General features: G+C 64.1%; 24 protein-coding genes and 1 tRNA gene. 21 read left to right on the forward strand and 4 right to left on the reverse strand.

Annotated features, from left to right (window positions below):
• Positions 1–313 precede the first annotated feature (313 nt).
• The 11 genes from GWG67_RS27760 (at position 314) to GWG67_RS27810 (ending at position 11,375) form a co-directional block, all read left to right on the forward strand.
• Complete coding sequence (locus GWG67_RS27760) at positions 314–1,129, forward strand: sugar phosphate isomerase/epimerase (protein ID WP_275172528.1); 816 nt, start codon at positions 314–316, stop codon at positions 1,127–1,129.
• A gap of 29 nt (positions 1,130–1,158) precedes the next feature.
• Positions 1,159–2,796: an ABC transporter substrate-binding protein gene (locus tag GWG67_RS27765; protein WP_275172529.1), complete on the forward strand. Its 1,638-nt coding sequence runs from the start codon at positions 1,159–1,161 to the stop codon at positions 2,794–2,796.
• Between the two features lie 3 nt (positions 2,797–2,799).
• Complete coding sequence (locus GWG67_RS27770) at positions 2,800–3,783, forward strand: ABC transporter ATP-binding protein (RefSeq protein WP_275172530.1); 984 nt, start codon at positions 2,800–2,802, stop codon at positions 3,781–3,783.
• A complete protein-coding gene (locus GWG67_RS27775) occupies positions 3,780–4,772 on the forward strand; it encodes an ABC transporter ATP-binding protein (RefSeq protein ID WP_275172532.1) in 993 nt (330 codons plus the stop codon). Before GWG67_RS27770 ends, GWG67_RS27775 begins: the two co-directional genes overlap by 4 nt.
• Positions 4,772–5,701 (forward strand): ABC transporter permease, encoded by a 930-nt coding sequence (locus GWG67_RS27780; protein WP_275172533.1) that lies wholly within the window; start codon positions 4,772–4,774, stop codon positions 5,699–5,701. The genes GWG67_RS27775 and GWG67_RS27780 overlap by 1 nt, the downstream gene beginning before the upstream one ends.
• On the forward strand, positions 5,698–6,558 hold the full coding sequence (locus tag GWG67_RS27785; RefSeq protein WP_275172534.1) for an ABC transporter permease: 861 nt from the start codon (positions 5,698–5,700) through the stop codon (positions 6,556–6,558). Before GWG67_RS27780 ends, GWG67_RS27785 begins: the two co-directional genes overlap by 4 nt.
• Positions 6,559–6,830: 272 nt before the next feature.
• Complete coding sequence (ilvD, locus tag GWG67_RS27790; RefSeq protein ID WP_275172535.1) at positions 6,831–8,681, forward strand: dihydroxy-acid dehydratase; 1,851 nt, start codon at positions 6,831–6,833, stop codon at positions 8,679–8,681.
• 230 nt (positions 8,682–8,911) lie between these two features.
• The gene (locus tag GWG67_RS27795; protein WP_275172536.1) at positions 8,912–9,238 is read left to right on the forward strand and encodes a hypothetical protein; all 327 of its coding nucleotides are present in this window, start codon (positions 8,912–8,914) and stop codon (positions 9,236–9,238) included.
• A gap of 279 nt (positions 9,239–9,517) precedes the next feature.
• Positions 9,518–9,607: transfer RNA gene (locus GWG67_RS27800), tRNA-Ser, on the forward strand.
• Between the two features lie 439 nt (positions 9,608–10,046).
• Positions 10,047–10,532, forward strand: a complete 486-nt coding sequence (locus tag GWG67_RS27805; protein ID WP_275172537.1) for a deaminase — start codon at positions 10,047–10,049, stop codon at positions 10,530–10,532.
• Positions 10,533–10,619: 87 nt separating this feature from the next.
• Complete coding sequence (locus GWG67_RS27810) at positions 10,620–11,375, forward strand: DUF2786 domain-containing protein (RefSeq protein WP_275172538.1); 756 nt, start codon at positions 10,620–10,622, stop codon at positions 11,373–11,375.
• A gap of 24 nt (positions 11,376–11,399) precedes the next feature.
• Here the strand turns inward: GWG67_RS27810 and GWG67_RS38970 are convergent, their stop codons facing one another.
• Complete coding sequence (locus GWG67_RS38970) at positions 11,400–11,606, reverse strand: hypothetical protein (protein WP_007591053.1); 207 nt, start codon at positions 11,604–11,606, stop codon at positions 11,400–11,402.
• 319 nt (positions 11,607–11,925) lie between these two features.
• Between GWG67_RS38970 and GWG67_RS27820 the strand changes: the two genes are divergently transcribed.
• From GWG67_RS27820 to GWG67_RS27835, 4 genes are all read left to right on the forward strand, one after another.
• Positions 11,926–12,222, forward strand: coding sequence for a hypothetical protein (locus GWG67_RS27820; RefSeq protein WP_275172539.1), 297 nt, complete (start codon positions 11,926–11,928; stop codon positions 12,220–12,222).
• Positions 12,197–14,440 (forward strand): VTT domain-containing protein, encoded by a 2,244-nt coding sequence (locus GWG67_RS27825; protein WP_275172540.1) that lies wholly within the window; start codon positions 12,197–12,199, stop codon positions 14,438–14,440. The genes GWG67_RS27820 and GWG67_RS27825 overlap by 26 nt, the downstream gene beginning before the upstream one ends.
• A complete protein-coding gene (locus GWG67_RS27830; RefSeq protein WP_275172541.1) occupies positions 14,440–15,132 on the forward strand; it encodes an endonuclease/exonuclease/phosphatase family protein in 693 nt (230 codons plus the stop codon). The genes GWG67_RS27825 and GWG67_RS27830 overlap by 1 nt, the downstream gene beginning before the upstream one ends.
• A 132-nt stretch (positions 15,133–15,264) precedes the next feature.
• Positions 15,265–15,456, forward strand: a complete 192-nt coding sequence (locus tag GWG67_RS27835) for a hypothetical protein (protein WP_007591059.1) — start codon at positions 15,265–15,267, stop codon at positions 15,454–15,456.
• Positions 15,457–15,510: 54 nt separating this feature from the next.
• On the opposite strand, the gene GWG67_RS27840 is transcribed toward GWG67_RS27835, so the two are convergent.
• The gene (locus GWG67_RS27840) at positions 15,511–15,735 is read right to left on the reverse strand and encodes a hypothetical protein (RefSeq protein ID WP_275172542.1); all 225 of its coding nucleotides are present in this window, start codon (positions 15,733–15,735) and stop codon (positions 15,511–15,513) included.
• Positions 15,736–15,972: 237 nt separating this feature from the next.
• On the opposite strand from GWG67_RS27840, the gene GWG67_RS27845 reads away from it, so the two are divergent.
• Positions 15,973–16,290: a DUF1476 domain-containing protein gene (locus GWG67_RS27845; RefSeq protein WP_275172543.1), complete on the forward strand. Its 318-nt coding sequence runs from the start codon at positions 15,973–15,975 to the stop codon at positions 16,288–16,290.
• Between the two features lie 18 nt (positions 16,291–16,308).
• On the opposite strand, the gene GWG67_RS27850 is transcribed toward GWG67_RS27845, so the two are convergent.
• Entirely contained in the window at positions 16,309–16,899 is a 591-nt protein-coding gene (locus GWG67_RS27850; protein WP_275172544.1) for a TIGR00645 family protein, read from the reverse strand.
• Positions 16,900–17,048: 149 nt separating this feature from the next.
• Between GWG67_RS27850 and GWG67_RS27855 the strand changes: the two genes are divergently transcribed.
• Together GWG67_RS27855 and GWG67_RS27860 are read left to right on the forward strand one after the other, a co-directional pair.
• The gene (locus GWG67_RS27855; protein WP_275172545.1) at positions 17,049–17,345 is read left to right on the forward strand and encodes a hypothetical protein; all 297 of its coding nucleotides are present in this window, start codon (positions 17,049–17,051) and stop codon (positions 17,343–17,345) included.
• A gap of 674 nt (positions 17,346–18,019) precedes the next feature.
• Entirely contained in the window at positions 18,020–18,955 is a 936-nt protein-coding gene (locus GWG67_RS27860) for a septal ring lytic transglycosylase RlpA family protein (RefSeq protein ID WP_275172546.1), read from the forward strand.
• On the opposite strand, the gene GWG67_RS27865 is transcribed toward GWG67_RS27860, so the two are convergent.
• Positions 18,949–19,905: an alpha/beta fold hydrolase gene (locus tag GWG67_RS27865; protein WP_275172547.1), complete on the reverse strand. Its 957-nt coding sequence runs from the start codon at positions 19,903–19,905 to the stop codon at positions 18,949–18,951. The genes GWG67_RS27860 and GWG67_RS27865 overlap by 7 nt on opposite strands.
• A gap of 151 nt (positions 19,906–20,056) precedes the next feature.
• Here GWG67_RS27865 and GWG67_RS27870 point away from each other — a divergent pair, with 151 nt between their 5' ends.
• The 3 genes from GWG67_RS27870 to GWG67_RS27880 are packed head-to-tail and all read left to right on the forward strand — an operon-like array spanning position 20,057 to position 23,051.
• A complete protein-coding gene (locus GWG67_RS27870) occupies positions 20,057–21,319 on the forward strand; it encodes a D-alanyl-D-alanine carboxypeptidase family protein (protein ID WP_275172548.1) in 1,263 nt (420 codons plus the stop codon).
• Between the two features lie 2 nt (positions 21,320–21,321).
• Positions 21,322–22,008 carry a dTMP kinase gene (tmk, locus tag GWG67_RS27875; RefSeq protein ID WP_275172549.1) on the forward strand — a complete coding sequence of 229 codons (687 nt, stop codon included), beginning with the start codon at positions 21,322–21,324 and terminating at the stop codon, positions 22,006–22,008.
• Positions 22,005–23,051: a DNA polymerase III subunit delta' gene (locus tag GWG67_RS27880; protein WP_275172550.1), complete on the forward strand. Its 1,047-nt coding sequence runs from the start codon at positions 22,005–22,007 to the stop codon at positions 23,049–23,051. Before tmk ends, GWG67_RS27880 begins: the two co-directional genes overlap by 4 nt.
• Positions 23,052–23,133: the final 82 nt, after the last annotated feature.

Consider the following 23,133-nt stretch of genomic DNA (forward strand, 5'->3'; position numbering starts at 1 on the left):
CGCCCCATGTGGTCCCCCAACCCCATGTAGCGCGATCAGAGGGTGATGCCCTTGGAAGGCCGCCGATCGATGTCCCGCGATGTACGCGACATCGGAATAGGATTCCATTCCGGATCACTACGGACTCGAACGCGCTTGATCCGCGCCCGGATGCATGCGTCTGCACGCGCCGCACTCGCATTGCCTGAATTCGATGCACGCGATCGCCGGGATGTCCACATCTCCTCAGCGCTTCGGAACCTGCATTTCACCGGCCTGTCATTGAACTGGTCTAGCGCTGCTCCCGTCATTGTTGACGGCCGAGGAGCAAGCCATGTCGAAGCCGGTACTGGGCGCCGCATTGTCCATCAAATCGATCCCTGCGCATCGCGACTGGCTTCTCGAACGGCAGCGGGACCTCGAAATCCAGGATTTCTTTCGCGCGGATCTGCTCGATAGCGATTGGCGGAGCACGGCCGGCGAGATCAAGCAGATGCTCGCTGGTCACACCGGCCGGCTCGGCATTCACGGCCCGTTCTGGGGCTTCAAGATCGACAGCCACGATCCCATGATCCGTCAGGCGGTGACCCGGCGTCTGCTTCAGGGCTTGGACGCCGCCGAGTTCCTGGGCGCGACGCAGATGGTGATCCATTCGCCGTTCACGACCTGGGACCACAACAATCTCGATCTCTATCCAGATAATCGCGTGAATATCGTCGAACGCGTCAAGGCGACACTCGCCGAGGTGATTGTGCGCGCCGAAACCATCGGCTGCGAGATCGTCATCGAGAACATCGAGGACAAGGATCCGCGCGATCGCGTGCGTCTCGCCAAGGCGATCGAAAGCAGTAAGGTGCGGGTCTCTCTCGATACCGGCCACGCCAACTACGCACACATTTCCACCGGCGCGCCGCCGGTCGACTACTACGTCGAAACCGCCGGCGACATGCTGACGCATGTCCACCTGCAGGACACCGATGGCTTTGCCGACCGGCACTGGGCCCCGGGCGAAGGCAATATCCCGTGGGTGGCCGTATTCCGCGCGTTGGGCCGGCTGAATTCCAACCCCCGCCTGATCCTCGAACTTCGCAATCACGACGACGTCCGCGCCGGCGCAGCCCATCTCGCCGCGCTTGGTCTCGCCGAATAACCGCATCATCCAGGGCAGGGATTCCCGTCATGAGCAAGCTTACCCGTCGCACCATCTTGAAATCCGGCGGCGCTGCTGCAAGCACACTGCTTCTGCCGCGCTTTGCCATCGCGCAGGCCGACAACCGTCCTTCGGTGACGATTGCCGTCCAGAAGGTGACCAATTCGAACGTGCTCGACGTGCTGCGCGAGCAGTCCAATGTCGGCGAGCGCGTGTTCTTCTCGTCGATCTGGGAAGGCCTGATCTCCAAGAACTGGCGCGGCAGCCTTGAGGCCGTGCCGGGGCTTGCCACCGAGTGGCGCCGCATCGACGACCAGACTGTCGAGGTGAAGCTGCGCCAGGGCGTCAAATTCCACAATGGCGACGAGCTGACGGCAGAGGACGTCGTCTTCACGTTCAGCCGCGAGCGCATGTTCGGCGAGACCGAAGCCAAGAGTCGCAGCACCATCCAGGCTTTCGAGAAGATCCCGACGCCGCGGCCGGGCAAGGAGCTGCCGCCGGACGTTCCAGCGGTTGCACGCCGGATCTGGCCGGATCTCGTCCGCGTCGATGCCGTCGACAAGTACACGGTGCGCTTCTACAACGCGACGCCCGACGTCACGATCGAGGGCCGGCTGTCGCGCTACGGCTCCGACATTGCGAACCGTCGCGCCTGGGCTGAATCCGCGAGCTATCTCGACTGGGCGCGCAAGCCTGTTACCACAGGCCCCTACAAGGTCGTCGAACTCAAGCCCGACGTGTCGCTGACGCTCGAAGCGCACGACGAATATTGGGGCGGTCGTCCACCGCTCAAGCGCATTCGCTTCCTCGAGGTCCCCGAGGTCGCGAGCCGCATCAACGGCCTGTTGTCGGGCGAGTACCAGTTTGCCTGCGACATCCCGCCAGACCAGATCGCCGGCATCGAGAAAAATTCAGCCTTCGAAGTGCAGGGCGGCACCATCCTCAATCATCGCCTGACCGTATTCGACAAGAACCACGCCCAGCTTGCCAATCCGCTTGTAAGGCGCGCCTTCACCCACGCGATCGACCGCCAGGCGATCGTCGACAGCCTGTGGGCCGGCCGCACCCGCGTCCCGAAAGGCCTGCAGTGGGAATTCTACGGCGACATGTTCAATGCCGACTGGAACGTGCCGGCCTACGATCCCAAGCTGGCGCAGGACCTGCTGAAGCAGGCCAACTACAAGGGCGATCCCATTCCCTATCGCCTGCTCAACAATTACTACACCAACCAGGTCGCGACCGCGCAGGTGCTGGTCGAGATGTGGAAGTCGGTCGGCCTCAACGTCCAGATCGAGACCAAGGAGAATTGGTCGCAAATCATGGAACGCGCGCCGACCCGTGCGGTACGCGACTGGTCGAACTCGGCCGCCTTCAACGATCCGGTGTCCTCGCTGGTTGCCCAGCACGGCCCCAACGGCCAGCAGCAGCAGATCGGCGAGTGGACCAATGCAGAGCTGAACACGCTTTCGGAGTTCCTGGAAACCTCGATCGACCGCGCCGCCCGCAAGAAGGCGTTCCGCCGCATGCTGGAGATCGCCGAGCGCGAAGACCCCGCCTATACGGTGCTGCACCAGAACGCGACCTTCACGGCCAAGCCGAAGTCGATCAAGTGGAAGGCGTCGCCGGCGTTCGCGATGGATTTCCGCGCCGGCAATTTCGAGGCTTAATCGGTGACGCCGCTGATCAGCATCAGGGACCTCAGCGTCGCCTTCAACGGCGTGCCGGTCCTGCGCGGTGTCGATCTCGCCTTGCAAAAGGGCGAGGCGCTCGGCCTTGTCGGCGAGTCCGGGTCCGGCAAGTCGGTGACGTGGCTTGCGGCACTCGGCCTCTTGCCGCGGAATGCCCGCGTCTCGGGCTCCGTTCGTCTCGACGGTCGCGAGATCCTCGGTGCGCCGGCCGCCGAGCTCGACCGTATCAGGGGCGGACGCGTCGCGATGATCTTCCAGGACCCCGCTAGCGCGTTGAATCCCGTGCTGACCATCCGTCGGCAGCTCTGCGAGTCCCTGGCGCTGCATCGCGATCTCTCGGGCGGAACGGTGAAAGCGGAAGCGCGGCGGCTGCTCGATCTCGTCGGCATTCCCGACGCAGCGCGAAGGCTCGAAGCCTATCCGCATGAGTTCTCCGGCGGTCAGGTCCAGCGCATCATGATCGCGATGGCGCTCGCCGGAAATCCCGACCTGCTGATCGCGGACGAGCCGACCACCGCGCTCGACGCCACGATTCAGGCGCAGATTCTAGAACTGCTCTCGACCATCCGCCACGAGATGGGCATGGCGATGGTCCTGATCAGCCATGACCTCGGCGTGGTCGCGGAAAACTGCGACCGCGTGGCCGTGATGTATGCGGGCCGCATCGTCGAGGAGGCGCCGGCGAACCAGCTCTTCGCCGATCCCGTCCATCCCTATGCGCAGGGCCTGATCGGCGCGCTGCCGCCGCTCGACGGACCAAGGCGCCGCCTGACCGCCATTCCCGGCACCGTGCCCGATCCCGCGAGCATGCCCGATGGATGCGCCTTCGCGCCGCGTTGTGCGCTGGCAGAAGCGCCGTGCGGCCGTGCGGCCCCAACCCTCGCGCCGATCGCGGCGGATCGCGCCGTTGCCTGCGTCCGCGCCGAGGCTTCGCGTCGCGCGCTGCTCGGGATGGCTGCCGAATGAGCCGTCCGCTCGTCGACGTTTCCGCGATTTCGCGCAGCTACAGCATGCGCTCCGGGATGTTCGGCCGAAGTGCCGCGGTTCATGCGGTCGATGGCGTGTCGCTGACAATCCGCAAGGGCGAAACGCTCGGCCTCGTCGGCGAGTCCGGCTCGGGAAAATCGACCACCGGCCGCATCGTGCTCGGCCTCGAGCCGCCGGATCAGGGCGAGGTGCGGTTCGACGGCAAGCCGATGGCCACGCCCGGAACGACCGCATGGCGTGCGCAACGCGCGCACATGCAGATGATCTTTCAGGATCCGCTGGGGGCGCTGGACCGGCGGTTGCCGGTCGCCGCCCAAATCCGCGAGCCCTTGGACATTCACGGCCTCGGTACGCCCCTCGAGCGCGAGGAGCGTGTCCGCGAATTGCTGCGCGCGGTCGAACTGACACCCGCACATGGCGCGCGCTATCCGGGTGCGCTCTCCGGCGGACAGCGCCAGCGCGTCGTGCTGGCGCGGGCGCTGGCGACAAAGCCGGATTTTCTCGTTTGTGACGAGCCGGTCAGCGCGCTCGACGTCTCGATCCAGGCGCAGGTGGTGAATCTGCTCGCCGATCTCCAGGCGCAGCTTGCGCTGACCCTGCTCTTCATCAGCCACGATTTGCGGGTCGTCCGGCAGATCAGCAATGTGGTGGCCGTGATGTATCTCGGCCGCATCGTCGAGATCGGGTGCGCCGATGATCTGTTCGCGCGGCCGGAGCATCCGTATACCCAGGCACTGGTTTCTGCATCGCCCGCGCCGGGTCGCCGCAGCGCAGGCCGCATCGTGCTGGCGGGCGATCCGCCGAACCCGGCGGCCCGTCCCCAGGGCTGCGCCTTCCATCCGCGCTGCCCGCGCGCGATCGCGCGTTGTGGCAGCGAGGTGCCGGCGCTGTCCAACGTCGGTGGCGACAGGCAGGTCGCCTGCCACCTCGTCACGGGGCCGCAAGTCGAGACGCGGGACGCGGCGTGATGGGACGCTATTTCGCCGTTCGGATCGGACGCGCGGCGTTGACGATCGTGCTCGTCGTCACCTTCGCCTTCGTGGTGCTGCGTCTCTCGGGCGATCCCGCGCTGATGATTTTGGGACCGGAAGCGCCGCCGGAAGTCCTCGCCGCCTTCCGCAAGGCGTGGGGCCTCGATGATCCCATCTGGTTTCAGTATCTCGACTATTTTGGCGCCATCGCCAAAGGCGAGCTCGGCCGTTCCATGCGTGACGGACGTCCTGCGATCGAGCTTGTGCTGGAGCGGATTCCGGCAACCCTGGCGCTGACGCTGCCGGCCTTCGCATTCAAGGTCGCGCTCGGCATTCCCGCCGGCATCTACGCCGCGCTGCACCGGGGCTCGGGAATCGACCGCGCGGTGATGATGACGGCGGTCGCCGGCTTCACCGTGCCGAGCTTCGTGCTGGCGCTGCTGCTCGTGCTGGTCTTCGCCGTGCAGCTCGGATGGCTGCCCTCGGGCGGGCAGGACAGCTGGCGTCACGCCATCCTGCCGATCGTGACACTCAGCCTTGGTGGCGCCGCGGTGCTGGCGCGCTTCACCCGCAGCGCCATGCTGGAGGTGCTGGGCCAGCCCTATATCCGCACCGCCTCGGCGAAGGGCGTGCCGTGGCGAAAAGTCGTGACGTCGCATGCGCTGCCGAACGCGGCGATTCCGACCGTTACCATTCTGGGCTTCATGGTGGGCACGCTGATCGCGGGCGCGGTCGTGGTCGAGAGCGTGTTTTCGTGGCCGGGGGTAGGGCGCCTGCTCGTCGTCGCCGTCGCCAACCGCGACCTCGCCGTCGTGCAGTGCATCCTGTTGCTGGTGGCGATGACCATGGTCACCTCGAACCTGATTGTCGACTTCCTCTACGGCTTCCTCGACCCGCGGCTGCGCGCCAAAGGAGCGCATGCATGACTGACACCGCGCTGAAGGACGCAGTCGTCCGCCGCCGCATGAGCTTCCCGGCGATCCCGGTTTCGGTCGCCATCGCGATCGGCTGGATCGTCGCGATGCTGGTGATCGCGGCCTTCGCCGAGAAGATCGCCCCCTACGGCTATACCCAGCTCGACCTGCGCAACCGTCTCGCTGCACCCGGCAATGTCGCGCACTGGCTCGGCACCGACGAGCTTGGTCGCGACGTGCTGTCGCGGCTGCTCGTGTCGATCCGCATCTCGCTCCTGATCGCCTTCGGCGCCACCGCAATCTCGGCCATCGTCGGCACCACCCTCGGCTTCCTCGCCGCGCATTTCCGCGGGCCCGTCGAGCAGCTCGTGCTGATGCTATCCGACTTCCAGGCCAGCATGCCCTTCCTGATCCTGGCGCTCGCGGTGCTCGCCTTTTTCGGCAACTCGCTGCCGCTCCTGATCGGCCTGATGGGATTTTTCGGCTGGGAGCGTTACGCCCGCATCGCGCGGGGACTTGCCATCTCGGCCAATGCGCAAGGCTACGCGGCCGCGGTCCGCCAGCTCGGCGCGAGGCCGGCGCGGATTTACCTCCGGCATATCCTGCCCAACATCGCCTCCACCCTGATCGTCTCGACCACGCTGGTCTTTCCCGAGGTGATCCTGATGGAGTCGGGCCTGTCGTTTCTCGGCCTCGGCGTGCAGCCGCCGATGACCAGCCTCGGCAACATGGTCGGCTACGGCCGCGAGTACCTGACCCGGGCGCCCTGGATCATGCTGGCGCCGGCCACCACCATCGTGGTGACCACGCTGGCGGTCTCCGTGATCGGCGACTGGCTGCGCGACCGGCTGGATCCCGAGCTGCAATAATGCTTCGTCATGGCCGGGCTTGTCCCGGCCATCCACGACCTTTCCGCGGCATCAAGAACGTGGATGCCCGGGACAAGCCCGGGCATGACGGCTGAGATCGCCTGTGCTCCCGCGCCGGGAGCAGGGGAGGCCTGCGCAAGGCCGATCAGGCCCGGTCGGGCCCAAGTTCCCGTTGCGCGCGTTCCCCCCGTGCGCTATCCGGCCGGAAAGGCCTGAGGCGGCTTCGAAAAATTGCCCCGCCCGGCCAGCCAAACCCGAGGACGGAAACCGCCATGCCAGCCTATCGCTCCCGCACCACCACCCACGGCCGCAACATGGCGGGCGCCCGCGGCCTCTGGCGCGCGACCGGCATGAAGGATGGCGATTTCGGCAAGCCGATCATCGCGGTGGTCAATTCCTTTACCCAGTTCGTGCCCGGCCACGTCCATCTGAAGGACCTCGGCCAGCTCGTCGCCCGCGAGATCGAGCAGGCCGGCGGCGTGGCGAAAGAGTTCAACACCATCGCGGTCGACGACGGCATCGCCATGGGCCATGACGGCATGCTCTACAGCCTGCCGTCGCGCGAGCTGATCGCCGACAGCGTCGAGTACATGGTCAACGCCCATTGCGCCGACGGCATGGTCTGCATCTCGAATTGCGACAAGATCACCCCCGGCATGCTGATGGCCGCGCTGCGGCTCAACATCCCCGCCGTGTTCGTCTCGGGCGGACCGATGGAAGCCGGCAAGGTCACGCTGCAGGGCAAGACCAAGGCGGTCGACCTGATCGATGCCATGGTCGCAGCCGCCGACTCCAAGGTCAGCGACGAGGACGTCAAGGTGATCGAGCGCTCGGCGTGCCCGACCTGCGGCTCGTGCTCGGGCATGTTCACGGCCAATTCGATGAACTGCCTCACTGAAGCGCTTGGCCTTGCGCTCCCCGGCAACGGCACGGTGGTCGCAACCCACGCCGATCGCAAACGCCTGTTCGTCGAGGCCGGCCACACCATCGTCGATATCGTGCGTCGCCACTACGAGCAGGACGACACTAGCGTGCTGCCGCGCAATGTCGCGAACTTCAAGGCGTTCGAGAACGCGATGACGCTGGACATCGCGATGGGTGGTTCGACCAACACCGTGCTGCATCTGCTCGCCGCCGCCCATGAAGGGCAGGTCGAGTTCACCATGCAGGACATCGACCGCCTGTCGCGCCGCGTGCCCGTGCTGTGCAAGGTCGCGCCGTCGGTCGCCGACGTGCATGTCGAGGACGTGCATCGCGCTGGCGGCATCATGGGCATTCTGGGCGAGCTCGACCGCGCCGGCCTGATCGACACCTCGGTCTCGACCGTGCATGCGCCGACCATGAGCGACGCGCTGGAACGCTGGGACATCAAGCGCTCCAGGAGCGAGTCCGTCCGCACCTTCTTCCGTGCCTCGCCCGGCGGCATCCCGACTCAGGTCGCCTTCAGCCAGGAGCGCCGCTACGACGAACTCGATTCCGACCGCGAGAAGGGTGTGGTCCGCAACCTCGAGCACGCCTTCAGCAAGGACGGCGGTCTCGCGGTGCTCTACGGCAACCTCGCGCAGGACGGCTGCATCGTGAAGACCGCCGGCGTCGACGCCTCGATCCTGAAATTCTCCGGCCCCGCCCGCGTGTTCGAGAGCCAGGACGCGGCGGTCGAAGGCATTCTGGGCGGCAAGGTCGTCGCCGGCGAGGTCGTGGTCATCATCTATGAAGGCCCGCGCGGCGGCCCCGGCATGCAGGAGATGCTGTATCCGACCAGCTATCTGAAATCGATGGGCCTTGGCAAAGCCTGCGCGCTCGTCACCGACGGACGTTTCTCGGGCGGCTCGTCGGGCCTGTCGATCGGCCATCTGTCGCCGGAAGCGGCCGAAGGCGGCAACATCGGTCTCGTCAGGACCGGCGATCGCATCGCCATCGACATCCCGAACCGCAGCATCACCCTCGAGGTCTCCGACGAGGAGTTGGCCAAGCGCCGCGCCGCCGAAGAGGGGAAGGGCGATGCCGCCTGGCAGGCGATCGGCCGCAAGCGCAATGTCTCGACCGCGCTTCAGGCCTACGCTGCGCTCACCACCAGCGCCGCGCGCGGCGCGGTGCGCGAAGTGAAGCGGCGCTCGAAGTAAGTGCGTCTCGTGCGGGGGTGATCGTACGCACCACGCATGGTCAACAAGTTCTGAACGGCCGGCGCAAGCCGGCCGTTTGCATTAAGGATGCCCCGACGAACTTCGGCAAAGCAAGGTTTTGCGGCGTATACTGCAGCGACCTTCGCAAATCCATTTCGGGCAATTGGGGCACCACACTAATGTCTCGCACTCTCGCTGTCGTTTTCTCAACGATCGTCGCTGCGATTTCGATGACCGGCGCGGCTTCCGCCGGCTGCTACAATTGCTACACGCCGCCGCCCTGCACGACCTGCTACCAGCAGCAATACGTGCAGCCGCAATACCGCACCGTCGACGAGACCGTGATGGTTTCTCCGGGCTCCGTCGTGGCGCACCGCGCGCCGGCGCAGTACCGCACCGTGATGGTGCCGCAGACCGTGATGGTGGCGCCGCCGAGCGTCCAGTACGAGCGCATCCCACCGCAATACGCCACGCGCCAGCGCGTCGAGATGGTCCAGCCGGGCTATTCGTATTACGCCCCGGTGCAGATGGGCTGCGCTTCCTGCGGCGGCTACTGAGCCAACTAGGCTACAAAGAGCTTCCAGCGGCGCTCCCTTGGGGCGCCGTTTTCGTTTGAGGACAGCAAACGAGGCCCGGAACGGAGGCGATCCAAACCACGCCTCGCAACCGGCGACGCCCTGGGAGATGTCGCCAGTGTCCGGGATTGCCTAGGGGGCATAGGGTAAGGGAACAGGCTGACGCTCGCCTGATAGGGCGGATGCCGGGGAAGGGGGCGGGCGCCAACTTCGCGTTGCCATGCGCCGTCGACTACGTTAAGCGACAGCCATTCCGGACTTGGAAGGGTGGCCGAGTGGTTTAAGGCACCGGTCTTGAAAACCGGCGTGCCCGCAAGGGTACCGTGGGTTCGAATCCCACCCCTTCCGCCATGCACGCTGATTTTGTTGCAGTTTCTGCGGCCGGAGATCGATACAATTAGCCCTTGATCATAGAATCTGGCTTACTAGGGCGATCATTGTCTTTACGATTCTCGCGTGCCGAGCGTGTTTGGTGCCTTTCTTCATCCAGCTCTTGAGTTCGGCGCGCAGCTTGAACCACGTCCCGTTCAAGCCAGCCTGGCTCCAACTTTATGTTCGCCATGACGCTTCTCCCGATTTGGCAACAACTTGAATTTTAAAGACAAAGCGAGCTTAGGACATAGCCCGGTGAATCAAATTAGCGAGACCAAGTCTGGTTCCGAAGTAGGAGACGACTTTCCCTTCGACGACCATCCAGAATTGATTTTCGGATTGGTAGGTCCGGTCGGCGTCGACTTGGAAGCTGTAACCGATGAACTTACCGACGCGCTACGTGGGGTAGGATAACAGCTTGAAGGACTCTAAGGTAATGGACCTCATAGAGTTCGGGCGGGACATCCATGCCGAAATGTCAGTGATAACGGATGCCGCTCGCAACGGAGTGCCTATAGCGGGCGCTACATTGTACAGCACGACTTTTCCTTGCCATCTATGTGCCAAGCATATTGTAGCCGCCGGCATCAAACGAGTCGTGTCAATCGAGCCCTATCCCAAAAGCTACGCAGAAGAATTGCATTCCGACTCAATTGAAGTCGATGGCGATGGCAAAAGTTCTCGCGTCAGCTTTCAAAGGTTTCTTGGAATCTCGCCTTTTCGCTATCGAGAACTTTTCGAGAAAGGAAAACGGAAGTATTCAACCGGCGAAGCCCAGCGTTGGAACCGCGGGGTTCGGAAACCAATGCTCGACGTTATTTTTCCGTCATATTTCCAAGCTGAGACCCATATCGTTGGCTTGCTTGAGCCGAAATTCGCCGCGCTCGACAAGCGTTCGAGATAACAGCACTCTCAGCCTCGTTCTCGCTGATCTCCCTCGCTCGCCCTAGGAGCGCAGAAGTAGCAGGGAGCTCTGCCGGGCAGGTGATCCGTGAATCAGACGTCCAATCCAGCCGCGCTCGACAAGCTGAAGCTCCGTATTCAGGCATTGCGCGCCAAGACGATCGCCAATGGCTGCACCGAGGACGAGGCGCTGTCTGCGGCTGCCAAGGTTGCCGAGCTGCTGGATCGCCACGATCTGTCGCTCTCCGACGTCGAGCTGCGCGCCTCGCCGTGCGAACGGAAGGTCTACGAGACCCATCGCAAGAAGCGAATTCCCCTGGACGACTGCATCGGCGCGATCGCTCGTTTCAGCGATTGTCGGGTCTGGCGCGAGAAGAGCGCGGCCGGCGAGAACCGCTATGTGTTCTTCGGTCTCGGCGCGGATGTCGAGGTTGCGCATTATCTGGCCGAATTGATCGACGGCGCCGTGCGCGCCGAACTCGGCCGCTTCAAGACCTCGGTCGACTACAGCAGGTTCCGGCATCAGGAGCGGCATCTGGCCAATGCCTCCTTCGCGCTCGGGATGGTGGCGTCAATCGCGGACAAGCTGGTAGCGATCAAGGCCGGTCGCGATCAGGTCAACGAAAGCACCGGCCGCGGGCTGGTGGTTCTCAAGACCTCGGTGGTCGATGCGGAGTTCGACAAGCTCGACCTCAAGATGCGGACCCAGCGCAGCACCAGCCGGATGGTATCGATGACAGCCTATGAAGCCGGCGGCGCCGCCGGAGCGTCGCTCGCCATCAATCCCGGGCTTGGCAAGTCCCTCGGCGCTGCGCAGTCAAGGACCACTGCCAAAGGGAGCTGAACGCACCGTCACCGTCATTGCAGTTCAGTCGATCGACTTCTCGAGTTTCTGGGCTGCGCGGAAGTCGTCCATATGCTGCAGGTTCGGCCCGTACGCGGCCTCCTTGGTCAGCAGGTGGTAGATCCGGGCCACGACGGTTTGCAGATGTTTCATGCGTCCGCGCGGCATCGCCCGGGCCTTGCAAAGGGCTCGGACCGCATGCGCTCGGAAATAATCAAAAGCGTCTGACATCGCGGACTCAACGTCCCGCTCGATGATTGGTTCTTGGATTGGTCCTTGGATTGGTTCTTGTTCGCGCGTCCCAAAGCGCCTCCAGGAACGCTGTCGAATGGGAGAACTTAGCCCGGCACCAAAGTTCAGGATGGGCGAGGTATGTTCTTCTTTTTCTCGAATCGGCTGGGATGTCTCGGCTCGCTGCTGGTCTCCGGGTTGATCACTCTCCCGCTGCTTGTCGTGTTCGGGATCATTCGGTTCTAAACGCCCGCGCGTTCAGGAACCTGGTCCGCGCTGGCCTGTTGTTCGCACTCTGGTCCAGCCACGGAGGGCGCCCTTGGAAAGTACGATCATCGGAGAATTCGACACGCGCCGCGGCGCCGAGCTCGCGGTTGAGCATGTCGTGCAGGAATGCGGCGTGCCGCGAACCGACGTTTTCGTCCAGGCCGTCGGTGGCGCGAACACATCGGGGACACGCCCGGCCGGTCCTGACGCCAAGGCCGCGCCTGCGCCGGAGGGGCACCAGAAGCTGGAAGGCCCGATCGAGGTCTCCGTGGATTTTCACGGCGATGCGCCCGAGAGGATTGCAGACGCCTTGAAAGGCGCCGGTGCAAAGTCTGTCCGAAGCAAGTAGCGGCAATCGTGCGCTCCAGCATATGGGCGCGCCGCACGCGAGCCCCGGCCGTGAAGACAAGGAACCCGTTCAGCGTTCAGCGCGTTTAGACGCGAATGCGAATGGCGAGGTTGACCTGCTTCAGAGCTCATCGACACTGATCCCCGGCGACACCGTCTGGCGGCGGTGCGAGGCGCGGCGTGTGGCGGTTCTGAACGATGCTGCCGCTTATTTCGCGGCCCTGCGGGAGTCGCTGCTGCAGGCGCAGGACCTCGTTTATATCGTCGGTTGGGATATCCATAGTGAGACCAGGCTGGTCGGAGAGTCCGGGCGAGCGGATGACGGCTTGCCGGAACAGCTCGGACCATTCCTGCGTGCGCTGGTCCAACGCCGTCCCACCTTGCGGATCAACATTCTGGTCTGGGACTTCGTCTCGTTCTACGCTTCCGAGAGGCAATGGAATTCCGCGGCCAAATTTGCCGCCGACACCGATGGCCGCGTCCGATTTCACCTGGATTCCACGCTTCCATTTGGTTCGGCCCAACACCAGAAGATTGTCTGTGTCGACGGTTCGCTGGCATTCGTCGGCGGACTCGATCTGACGATCAGGCGCTGGGACACAAGTGATCATCGCGCCGAGCACGCATTGCGCCGTGATCCCCAGGGCAAGCCATACCTTCCGTTTCATGATGTTCAATGCATGGTCGACGGGGACGCGGCGGCGCGGCTGTGCGACCTCGTGGAGGAACGCTGGCGCGCGGCAGGCCAACAGATTGATGATGGTCGGGGCCCGCTGAAAAGCTTGCGCTGGCCGGCGAGTGTGCCGGTCGAGGCTGAGCATATGCCAGTGGGTATCGCCAGGACCGAGGTGGTTTGTCCGGCAGGTTCGACGCTCCGGGAGGTCGAACGCTCGTTGATCGCAGCGATCCGGTCCGCGACGAGCTTCGTGTACATCGAGAACCAGTTCACCAGCGCGACCAAGATCGCGCGCGAACTGGCGGAGCAGATGCTGCGCGTGCCTTCGCTTCGGGTTCTGGTCGTCACGCCAAAACTGCATTCCTCGTGGCTGGAATCCCAGGCCATGCAGAACGGCCGGGGTGCCTTCATCGACTGCTTCAGTTCGGCCGGCATCGCCGATCGCATTCGCTTCGTCTACCCGGTGTCGGGGAATGGGGATACGGAAGCGGCCGTGATGGTGCACAGCAAGCTCATGATCGTCGACGATCGGATCTTGCGGATCGGTTCGGCCAATCTAAACAATCGGTCGATGGGCGCCGACAGCGAATGTGACCTGATCTTTGAAGCCGCCTCAGACGAGCATCGAAACTTCATCGCCTCCGTGCGCCGTCGCCTGATCGCCCATTTCTGCGATCTGGACGAACAGACCGTCGCGCAAAACGAAGACCGTCTTCTTGCGCTCCTGGACGACGTCTCCAAAGCCGGTGGGACGAAGGCGCTGCGGGACGTGGAATCCTCGGTGCTGACCAGCACTCTGGCCACAATGGTTCAGCCGGTGGCGGACCCAGAGCGGCCTCTTCATCTGGAGCGGGCAGCATCTCGCATGTGGAACACGAAGACGATCATCGGAGTGGTATCGATAGCCGTGGCGCTTTTTGGCCTGGCGATGGCCTGGTCGTACACGTCATTGAGCGATTTCGCCGACGCAGGCCGGATGTCGAAATTGCTGTCTGGCTACGCGCAGTCCATCTGGGGGCCGCCATTCGCGATTGCAGCTTTCGTCGTCGGCGGGCTGGTGGTTTTTCCGGTTCTCGTGCTCATTGCGGCAACTGCTGCCGCGCTAGGACCATGGTTAGGCTTCGTCACCGCCATGACGGGCGTCGTGCTCAGCGCCTTTGTCCTGTTTGCGATCGGACGGGCACTCGGCCGCGAACGCCTGCAGCGATTGCTTGGACGACGTACCGCGCGCATCCAGGAACGTGTTGTCGGCAAGGGCATCCTGGCCGTCGTCGTCATCCGGATGATTCCGATCGCGCCGTTCTCGGTGGTGAATGTCGTAGCTGGCGCCAGCACGCTGCCTCTGCGTGACTTCCTGGTTGGAACGCTGCTTGGCATGACGCCCGGCATTCTCGCCATGGCAGTTTTGGGGGCTCAGATCGCAGATCTCGCCAGGAACGCGTCCTGGGTCAACATATTGCTGCTCGCATTGGCGTTCCTGGGCTGGCTTGCGATCTGCGCCGGCGCGCAATTCGTCGCGACGTGGCTCGCCGGGAGGCGCTGATGCGCTTCATGACGTGGAATGTGCACGGCACCTTCAATCTCAATCCGAAGTTCGATCTGGAGGGTATCTGCTCCATCATTCGCAAATGGGCTCCCGATGTCGTCGCGCTTCAGGAGGTGGATTCGCGATCGCGATCAGACGATCCGTTTGCCAAGCTGGCGAGTGTCGTCGGCGATCACCGTGTTCACGCCAAGTCGATCGTCACGGCTGATGGCGAATACGGCCAGACGCTTCTGAGCCGCTTCCCATTCTCCGGTCCGCCCGAGATCGTGGACGTGTCGTATCGTGAGCGCGAGCCGCGCCGAGCGATTGCAACGGGACTGCTGACGCCGGTCGGCGATGTCCGCGTGGTGGCCACGCATCTCGGCTTGAGTATCCACGAGCGCCATGCGCAAGCTCAGGCGCTGGTGAGGCTGGTGAAGCCTGGAAGGACCGTCGTCCTCGGGGATTTCAACGACTGGTTCTGGATCAAATCGGTGCGGCGCGTGCTCGCGCAGGCCTGTCCAAACCGGACGCGGCTGCGAACTTTCCCGTCGCATTTACCCCTTCTGCGGCTTGACCGGATCTACGCAACGTCCGACAGCCCGATCGGGAAAGTCTGGACCGACGAAGGGGCGAGGGCCTATTCGGACCATTTGCCCGTTATTGCGGACATCGAGATCGCTGCCGGATCAAACGCATCGTCAGCGTGAGAAAAAAGTGCTTTCTGCACAAACACTTGGCTACTGTGCATGGGGTTGTTTTCGCACATTTATGCAGTCGGCCCACAGTGCCGCCTAGCGGGACCAAGGGGAACTCTTTCCTCACCGCCGCGTTATCTGGCCATGACGGAAGACATTTCCTACCGGCGCAAGCCCTTGACCCCCGAACAGCGGCAGGCGCGTGATGCGACACGCCGTATCGAAGCCGAAAAAGCCATGCGCGATCATGAAGCGGCGCAGAAGGCGTTTTATGCCAACAAGGAACGGCTGAGGGCCGAACGGTTGGCACGTGAACAGACGGAAGCGAAGGGCTGACCGCACGCGGTCGCCCCGTCAAATCAAAGATGGCCTTGTCCGCGAGCGCCGGCCTCAGTGCCGGTGAGGGACGCGCGTCACGCTCAACGCCTGCTTCAGCGCCTGAACGGCAGTTGCGAACGGTCTGCGCGGCGATTGCGCCTCGATCGCTTCGGCTGCGATGCGACAATCCTCTGCGACCTTGAGCAACCCGCTTCGCGCCAGGTCCATGGTGGAGAGGTCTGCCTGCTCCAGGCAGACCCGTTCAAGTCGTCGAAACTCCCGCAGCTCTTTGTTCATGCGTCAGCTCTCGATGTCCCCGCGCCATGCGGCACTGAGTCTGCTTAACGAATAGTAAACATCTCGGCCTAGCCGAGCTGGCTGTCGTAGAGCTGGTGGGGTGCCTTGGACGCGCCCAGCAGGCTTGACGGCGTTTGGCTTCCGCCGGAAGCTTCACATAATCCTGACGTGAACCACGGAGACGTTCGCTCCCAGCCAGTCCGATCCCGATCAGCGAAAACGACAACGGAGCTGACCATGACCACGTTCGATAAACGCGAGCAGGGCTTTGAGGCCAAATTCGTCCACGACGAGGAGCTCATGTTCAAGGCCACGGCCCGGTCCAACAAGCTGCTCGGACTCTGGGCCGCAAGCCAGCTCGGCCTCAGCGGCGATGCCGCGGCCGGCTACGCGACGGCGTTGGTGACGGACCATCTGGAGAACCAGACGATGGACGAGATCCAGGACAAGGTGTCAGGCGATCTTGCCGCCAAAGGCGTCGCGCGCGAGCAGGTCGCAGCCAAGCTTCAGGAATGCCTGCACCAGGCGTTGCAGCAACTCGAAGCGGACAAGTAGCAAGCCGGCCCTCGGGCCTCACTCCGCATGCTTGCGCGCCCCGGAGTCGCTCAGTCGATCGACGTAGGCAATGCCGATCGCCGAGACGACGAAGGTGAGGTGGATCAGCACCTGCCACATCACACCGGTCTCGGTAAAGCCGGCGCGGTCCGAGCCGAGATTGCCGGCCTCGATGAAGGTGCGCAGCAACGCGATCGAGGAGATGCCGATGATGGCCATGGCAAGCTTGATCTTCAGAACGCTGGCGTTGACGTGGCCGAGCCATTCCGGCTCGTCGGGGTGGCCCTGGAGCTCGAGCCGCGAGACGAACGTCTCGTAGCCGCCGACGATCACCATCACGAGCAGGTTGGAGATCATCACGACGTCGATCAGCGCCAGCACGCTCATCATGATCTGCTGTTCGGTGAGGTCGAGGGCGTGCCAGGAGAGATGCCAGAGCTCCTTGAGGAACAGCGCGATGTAAACGCACTGCGACACGATCAGACCGAAATAGAGCGGCAGTTGCAGCCAGCGCGAGCCGAAGATGACCATCGGGATCAAGCCCAGGCGCGGCAACGGCAGGCGCGGTTCGGTGCGGAGTTCGGATTGGGATCCAGGCTCAACCGACATTCAGGCAGCATCCTCGCATCGGGATCATCTCGCTTGCATGTAGCCCGACAAGGTGGCGGGCGGAAGACGCGAGGCCCTCCGATGACCGTACCATTTCGTGCTACCGTGCCGAGCGGCTATCGTGCGACGGCCGGATCGGGAGGCGGGTGGTGTCTTGCGGAGTATCTTGCAGCAGCTTCGGCAAATGGCCCGGCGCGATCGCTGCCGCGATCCTGGTCGGCTGCAGCGGCGCTGAGGTATTGGCCACGCCGCTGACGCCATTTCGCTACGAGGCGCAGGCGCAGCGTCATTGCCCGCACGACCGGGTGGTCTGGCTCGATTTCAGCAAAGGCGTCTACTACGGCAAAGGCCAGAAGCGGTACGGCCAGGGTTTTACCGGCAGCTTCGTCTGCCTGAGCGAAGCCCGCGACAGCCTCTATCGGCGTTCGCTGCTTGGACTGCGGTAAGCGTATTTGTCGGGAAGTGCTGGGGTGCTCAGGCGAAGGCCAATGCCACGAGGCTGGAGCACAGCAGGACCAAACCACTGGCGGTCAAGGCCAGGAAGCCATCGGATACGAGGTCATGGTTGCGCATGGGACACCTGCCGCTCTCGTCTTGGATGCTCGATCGGATCGATTAAAAATGTCCGAACGCGCCGTCTTGAAAGGGTGATGCTTGCCGTCCGCGCGAGTGCCTCAGGCCCTCGTGCGATAACCTTCAAACGCATGGGCCAGGAAGATCCCCGCGCTTACCAAACCCATCAGTGCCGAAACCGTCTCGATCATCGTCTCATTCCATTCCGCCCTGCACGCGAGAAAACGCGGGCGGCCTTGCACAGTCAAAAGAATTCCAGTGAGCGGCGCGACAATGGGGGTGGAGTGAGGATTTGGCGCAACAGAATGTCCGGCCATGGCACAGAGCAGGGTGCCCGCGCTCCGTAGTTCAACGGGGCGAACGCAAACGCCCCGTTTACCATCCCGGCGTGATCGCTGTGGGCTCCCCATTTCCGCCGTGTTCGGGTTGCGTTATCGTTACCACTTCTGACGCGGTGGTGGGCCGCCTCGGAGCAAAGGACCGGACAGCGCTGCCCCGTAGCCAAAGCGGGTTAGGTGCGCCTCCGGCAAAGTGGTATTTGGGGCGAATGGGGATCCGACGGTCAGATTCGGTTTTGCGGGCCGCGCGCGGTGTTGCGGCGGTCGCGACCTGCCTTGCGCTCGCCAATTGTGCGTCCTCCAACAAATTCGCCAGCCGGGTCGATCCGAAATACGGCGTGTCCTCGAGCCCCCGGGTCGTGGCTTTGGGTGATCCTGTCCCGAAGGGCGGCGGCGCCTACCGCGTCGGCAAGCCCTATGTGGTGGGTGGCCGGACCTATGTGCCCGAAGAGGACGTCAATTACCGTGCCGAGGGCATGGCGTCCTGGTACGGCGACGATTTCCACGGCCGCCTGACCGCCAATGGCGAAGTGTTCGACATGGGCTCGCTGACCGCGGCGCATCCGACCCTGCCGATGCCGTCCTATGCGCGGGTCACCAACGTCTCGAACGGCAAGTCGCTGATCGTCCGCGTCAATGACCGCGGGCCCTATCACGGCAACCGGCTCATCGACGTCTCGAACAAGGCCGCCGAACTGCTTGAATTCAAAGGCAATGGCATCGCCAAGGTCCGTGTCGAATATGTCGGCCGCGCGCCGCTGGAAGGCTCCGACGACCGCCAGCTGATGGCCACCTTGCGCACCGGGACCCCGGCGCCGTCACCCTCGATGGTCCGGGTCGCCTCGGCGAGGCCCTTCGTGCCGGAGCTGCCATCATCGAACCGCGGCGCCATGCGCGGCGAAGTTCCGACGCCGGAGGGACGGCCCTACAATCTCGGCAACACCTCCGCCGACATGGCTTCGCTCAGTGCGACCTCGGAAATGTCGGCCTCGAGCCGCAACCGGGGCCGGGCGCTCCAGAACGCGCGCGCCGTGTCCTACGACGGGGACGGCCGCTATGCGACCGAGAGCGCACCGTCCGGCGCCTACGCCTCAGACGGCGCTGCCGAGGCCCGCGGCATCCTGAGCGGCCGCGGCCTCTACTGAGCCGCGCTTTCCTTCAAGAAACTCACCAGCGCCGCATTCACCTCGTCGGGCCGCTCCTGCTGGACCCAATGGCCGGCGCCCTCGATGATCAGCTTTCGCTTCAGATTGGGCAGCACGCGCTCGAGCTCGTTGACGCGCTTGGCTCCGATCAGGCCGGTGATGACGGCGTCTTTTGAACCGGCAATGAAGAGCGAGGGCTGGTGGATTTGCGCATCTTGCCAGGGCGCCGTCAGCTCCCAGTTGCGGTCGAGGTTGCGATACCAGTTCAGGCCGCCCCGAAAACCGGATTTGCGGAAGGTTTCGGTGAAATAGGCAAGGTCAGTCTCGCTGAGCCAGGCCGGCAGAGGCTCCTCCGGATTGCCGTGGCCGAGGAATCCCTTGCCCTCCAGCACGAACATGGCTGCGGAGGGATCGGCAAGGCCGCGCCCGCCAAGCACGATGCGCATAGTGCGAGGGACGTCATGCTCGAACTCGGATTCGGCAACGCCGGGTGCCTGGAAATACTGCCAATAGAAATTTGTGATGCCGCCCTGGCGCAGAAGGTCGAGCGGCTTGCCGCGGCCGCGGAAAGGCGGCGGCACGCTCAGGCCGGCGACCGCCGTGAAGATGTCAGGCCGGAATAGCGCCGCGTGCCAGGCCACCGGCGCACCCCAGTCGTGGCCGACCACCATGGCCTTGGTCTCGCCAAGCGCCTGCACGAGGCCGACGATATCGCCGACCGTGTCGAAGATCGAATAGGCCGTCGCCTCGGGCGGCGCTGAGCTCTGGCCATAGCCGCGCATGTCGGGGGCGACGACGCGAAACCCGGCCTGCGCCAGCGCCGGGATCTGGTGGCGCCAGGAGTAGGAGAGTTCCGGCCAGCCGTGGCACAGCACCACCAGCGGCCCCTGACCGGCTTCGCGGATGAACAGGTCGACGCCGTTGGCCTTGATCACGCGGGTGGAGGACATCGCTTTTCCGCCTTGTTTCAGGGGTTTGGTCAGAAAATCTGAGGTGCCACGATAGGGGCCGGACGAGAATCGTGCAATCTCGGGACAAGCGGCCACCCCGTGTTGTTCGCACCGGTCCCAACTGTTAGAACGCCGCTCTCAGGGCTTGGCCATGGAATTTCATTTTTCCTCGTTTGGGCGCACCCGGTTGACCCCCGGAGCGCTGGCGCGTGGGTTGATCGCGACGGCCCTGGTGGCCGCCATTGGTTGGAGCGGGGCACTCTACGCCGCCAACCAGAGCGTTCAGGGCGCCAAGAAAACAGACGATTCCGGCTTCGACGGCGACGCCCCGACCGCGATCCTGATCGAGGCCTCCAGCGGCAGCGTGCTGTTCGAGAAGAACGCCGACGAGCTGCGCGCGCCCTCCAGCATGATGAAGCTGATGACCGCCGAGGTCGTCTTCAACGCCATCAAGAAGGGCGACATCAAGCTGACCGACGAATACCGGATCAGCGAGAATGCCTGGCGCAGGGGCGGCGCGCCCTCCGGCGGCTCGACCATGTTCGCCGCGATCAACAGCAAGGTCACGGTCGACGACCTCCTGCACGGGGCGATCATCCAGAGCGGCAACGACGCCTGCATTGCGCTGGCCGAAGCCATGGCGGGCAACGAACGGATTTTCGCCGCCGACTTCATGACCAAGCGCGCCCGTGAACTTGGCTTGACGAAGTCGACCTTCGGCAATTCCAACGGCTTGCCCGACCCCGCCAACAAGATGACGGTGCGCGAGCTCGGCATCCTTGCCCGGCACATCATTCTCGACTTCCCCGAATTCTACAAACTGTTCGGCGAGAAGGAATACACCTGGAACAAGATCCGCCAGCCCAACCGCAATCCGTTGCTCAATTCCATGGAAGGCGCCGACGGTCTGAAGACTGGCTACACCAAGGAAGGCGGCTACGGCATGGTCGGCTCGGCTGTGCAGAATGGCACGCGGCTGATCGTCGTCATCAACGGGCTGGATGACCCCGACGATCGCGCCACCGAAGCCAAGAAGATGCTGGAATGGGGTTTTCGCAATTTCGAGACCCGCACGCTGATCGCGGCCGATCAGCCCGTCGGCTACGCCAAGGTGTTCGGCGGCGAGAGCCGCTCGGTGAAACTGGTGGCGAAGACGCCCGTGAAAGTGATGGTGCACAAGAACGGAAGCGACAAGCTGATCGCGCGCGTCGTCTATAGCGGTCCGGTGCGCGCGCCGATCGAGGCCGGCCAGAAGGTCGGGCTGGTCAGGGTCTGGCGCAGCGGCAACATCGCGGTGGAGACGCCGGTCTACGCCGCTGACGCGATCGGCACCGGCTCGACCGTGCGTCGCGCGATCGACGGCGCCAGCGAGCTCGTGATCGGCATGTTCCGCGCGGGCGCCGAGAAGCTCTGATCATGAGTGAAAGCGCGGTAAAGTGGCCGTCCGGACGCGGGCGTTTCGTCACCTTTGAAGGCGGCGAGGGGACGGGCAAGTCGACCCAGATCAAGAAGCTTGCCGATCGTCTCAAGGCAGCCAGGATGCGCATCCTCGTCACGCGCGAGCCGGGCGGCTCGCCGGGCGCCGAGATCATGCGGCATCTGGTGCTGTCAGGCATGGGCAAGCTGCTCGGACCCGAGGCCGAGACGCTGCTGTTCGCGGCCGCCCGCGACGACCATGTTCGCACGGTGATCCAGCCCGCGCTCAACCAGGGCACTTGGGTGCTGTGCGACCGCTTCGCCGACTCGACGCGGGCCTATCAGGGCAGCCTCGGCCAGGTGCCGGCGGCGCTGATCAACGCGATGCAGCGGGTCACGATCGGCGATCTCAAGCCGGACCTCACCATCATTCTGGACCTGCCGGTCGAGATCGGCTTGCAGCGCGCGGCCGCGCGCCGCGGCAGCGGCACGCCAGACAGGTTCGAGGCCGAGAAGCTCGGTTTCCATCAGGGCCTGCGCGAGGCCTATCGCAAGATCGCGGCGGACGAGCCCGCGCGCTGCGTGCTGATCGACGCCAATTCCGATCCCGAGACGGTTGCCGGACGCATCTGGACCGCGCTGCGTGATCGCCTGCTTCCGACGCCTGCATCGGTGGTGTCCATATGAGCCCGCGTCAGACCGAGCGCGAAGCTGCCATGTCTCATCCGCGCGACACGAGCGTTCTGTTCGGCCATCGCGAGGCCGAGACCGCGCTGCTCGCCGCCTATCGCAGTGGGCGCATCCCGCATGCCTGGCTGATCGGCGGGCCGCAAGGCATCGGCAAGGCGACGCTGGCCTATCGGATGGCGCGCTTCGTGCTCGCTCACAGCCAGCCGCTGGCGCCTTCCGTGCAGCGCGCCGAAGACCTCGCCATCGATCCTGATAACGCCGTGGCGCGGCAGGTTGCAGCGAGTTCGCATGGTGGCTTGCTGACGCTGGAGCGCACCGCCAACGACCGCGGCGTGATGCGCACCGTGATCACAGTGGACGAGACGCGCGAGACGATTGGCTTCTTCGGCTCGACAGCAGCGGCCGAAGGTTGGCGCGTCTGCATCGTCGACACCGTCGACGAGCTCAATCCGAATGCCGCCAACGCGCTACTGAAAATTCTCGAGGAACCGCCGCAGCGATCGCTGTTCCTGCTGGTGAGCCACGCGCCGGCTCGCGTCCTCGCCACGATTCAGTCGCGCTGCCGCAAGCTACGCCTGCGTGCACTCGCAACCGACGATGTGATTGGTGCAGCCGCAACCGCTGCCGATCTCGACCCGAATGATCCGGCGTTGCGCGAGGCGGCAGAGGCGTCCGAAGGCAGCGTCGCGCGGGCGCTGACGCTGCTCGGCGGTGACGCCCTGAAGCTCCAGCAACGCACGGCCGCGCTGCTGGCGCGACTGCCGCAGGTCGATCCGCGCGAATTGCACACGCTCGGCGAATCGCTCGGCACCAGCGACCGCGTTGCGCTTGTCGCCTTCATCGACGGCATCGATCGCTGGATCGCGGAACGCCTGCACGCCGACGAGGCCAATGCCAACCAGAATCTGCCGCGCCTTGCGCGCCTAGCTGAGGTATGGGAAAAGATCGTCCGCGCCGCGCGCGACACCGAAACCTACAATCTGGAGCGAAAGCCCTTGGTTTTCTCGGTGTTCGGCTGGCTGGCGGACGCAACGCGCTAGAGCATGATCCGGAAAAGTGTGCAGCGGTTTTCCGATGGGATCATGTTCAAGACAATAAACTAACGCAGGTTCGCTTCCAAAT

Source organism: Bradyrhizobium sp. CSS354 (assembly GCF_029051725.1).
GTDB lineage: Bacteria > Pseudomonadota > Alphaproteobacteria > Rhizobiales > Xanthobacteraceae > Bradyrhizobium.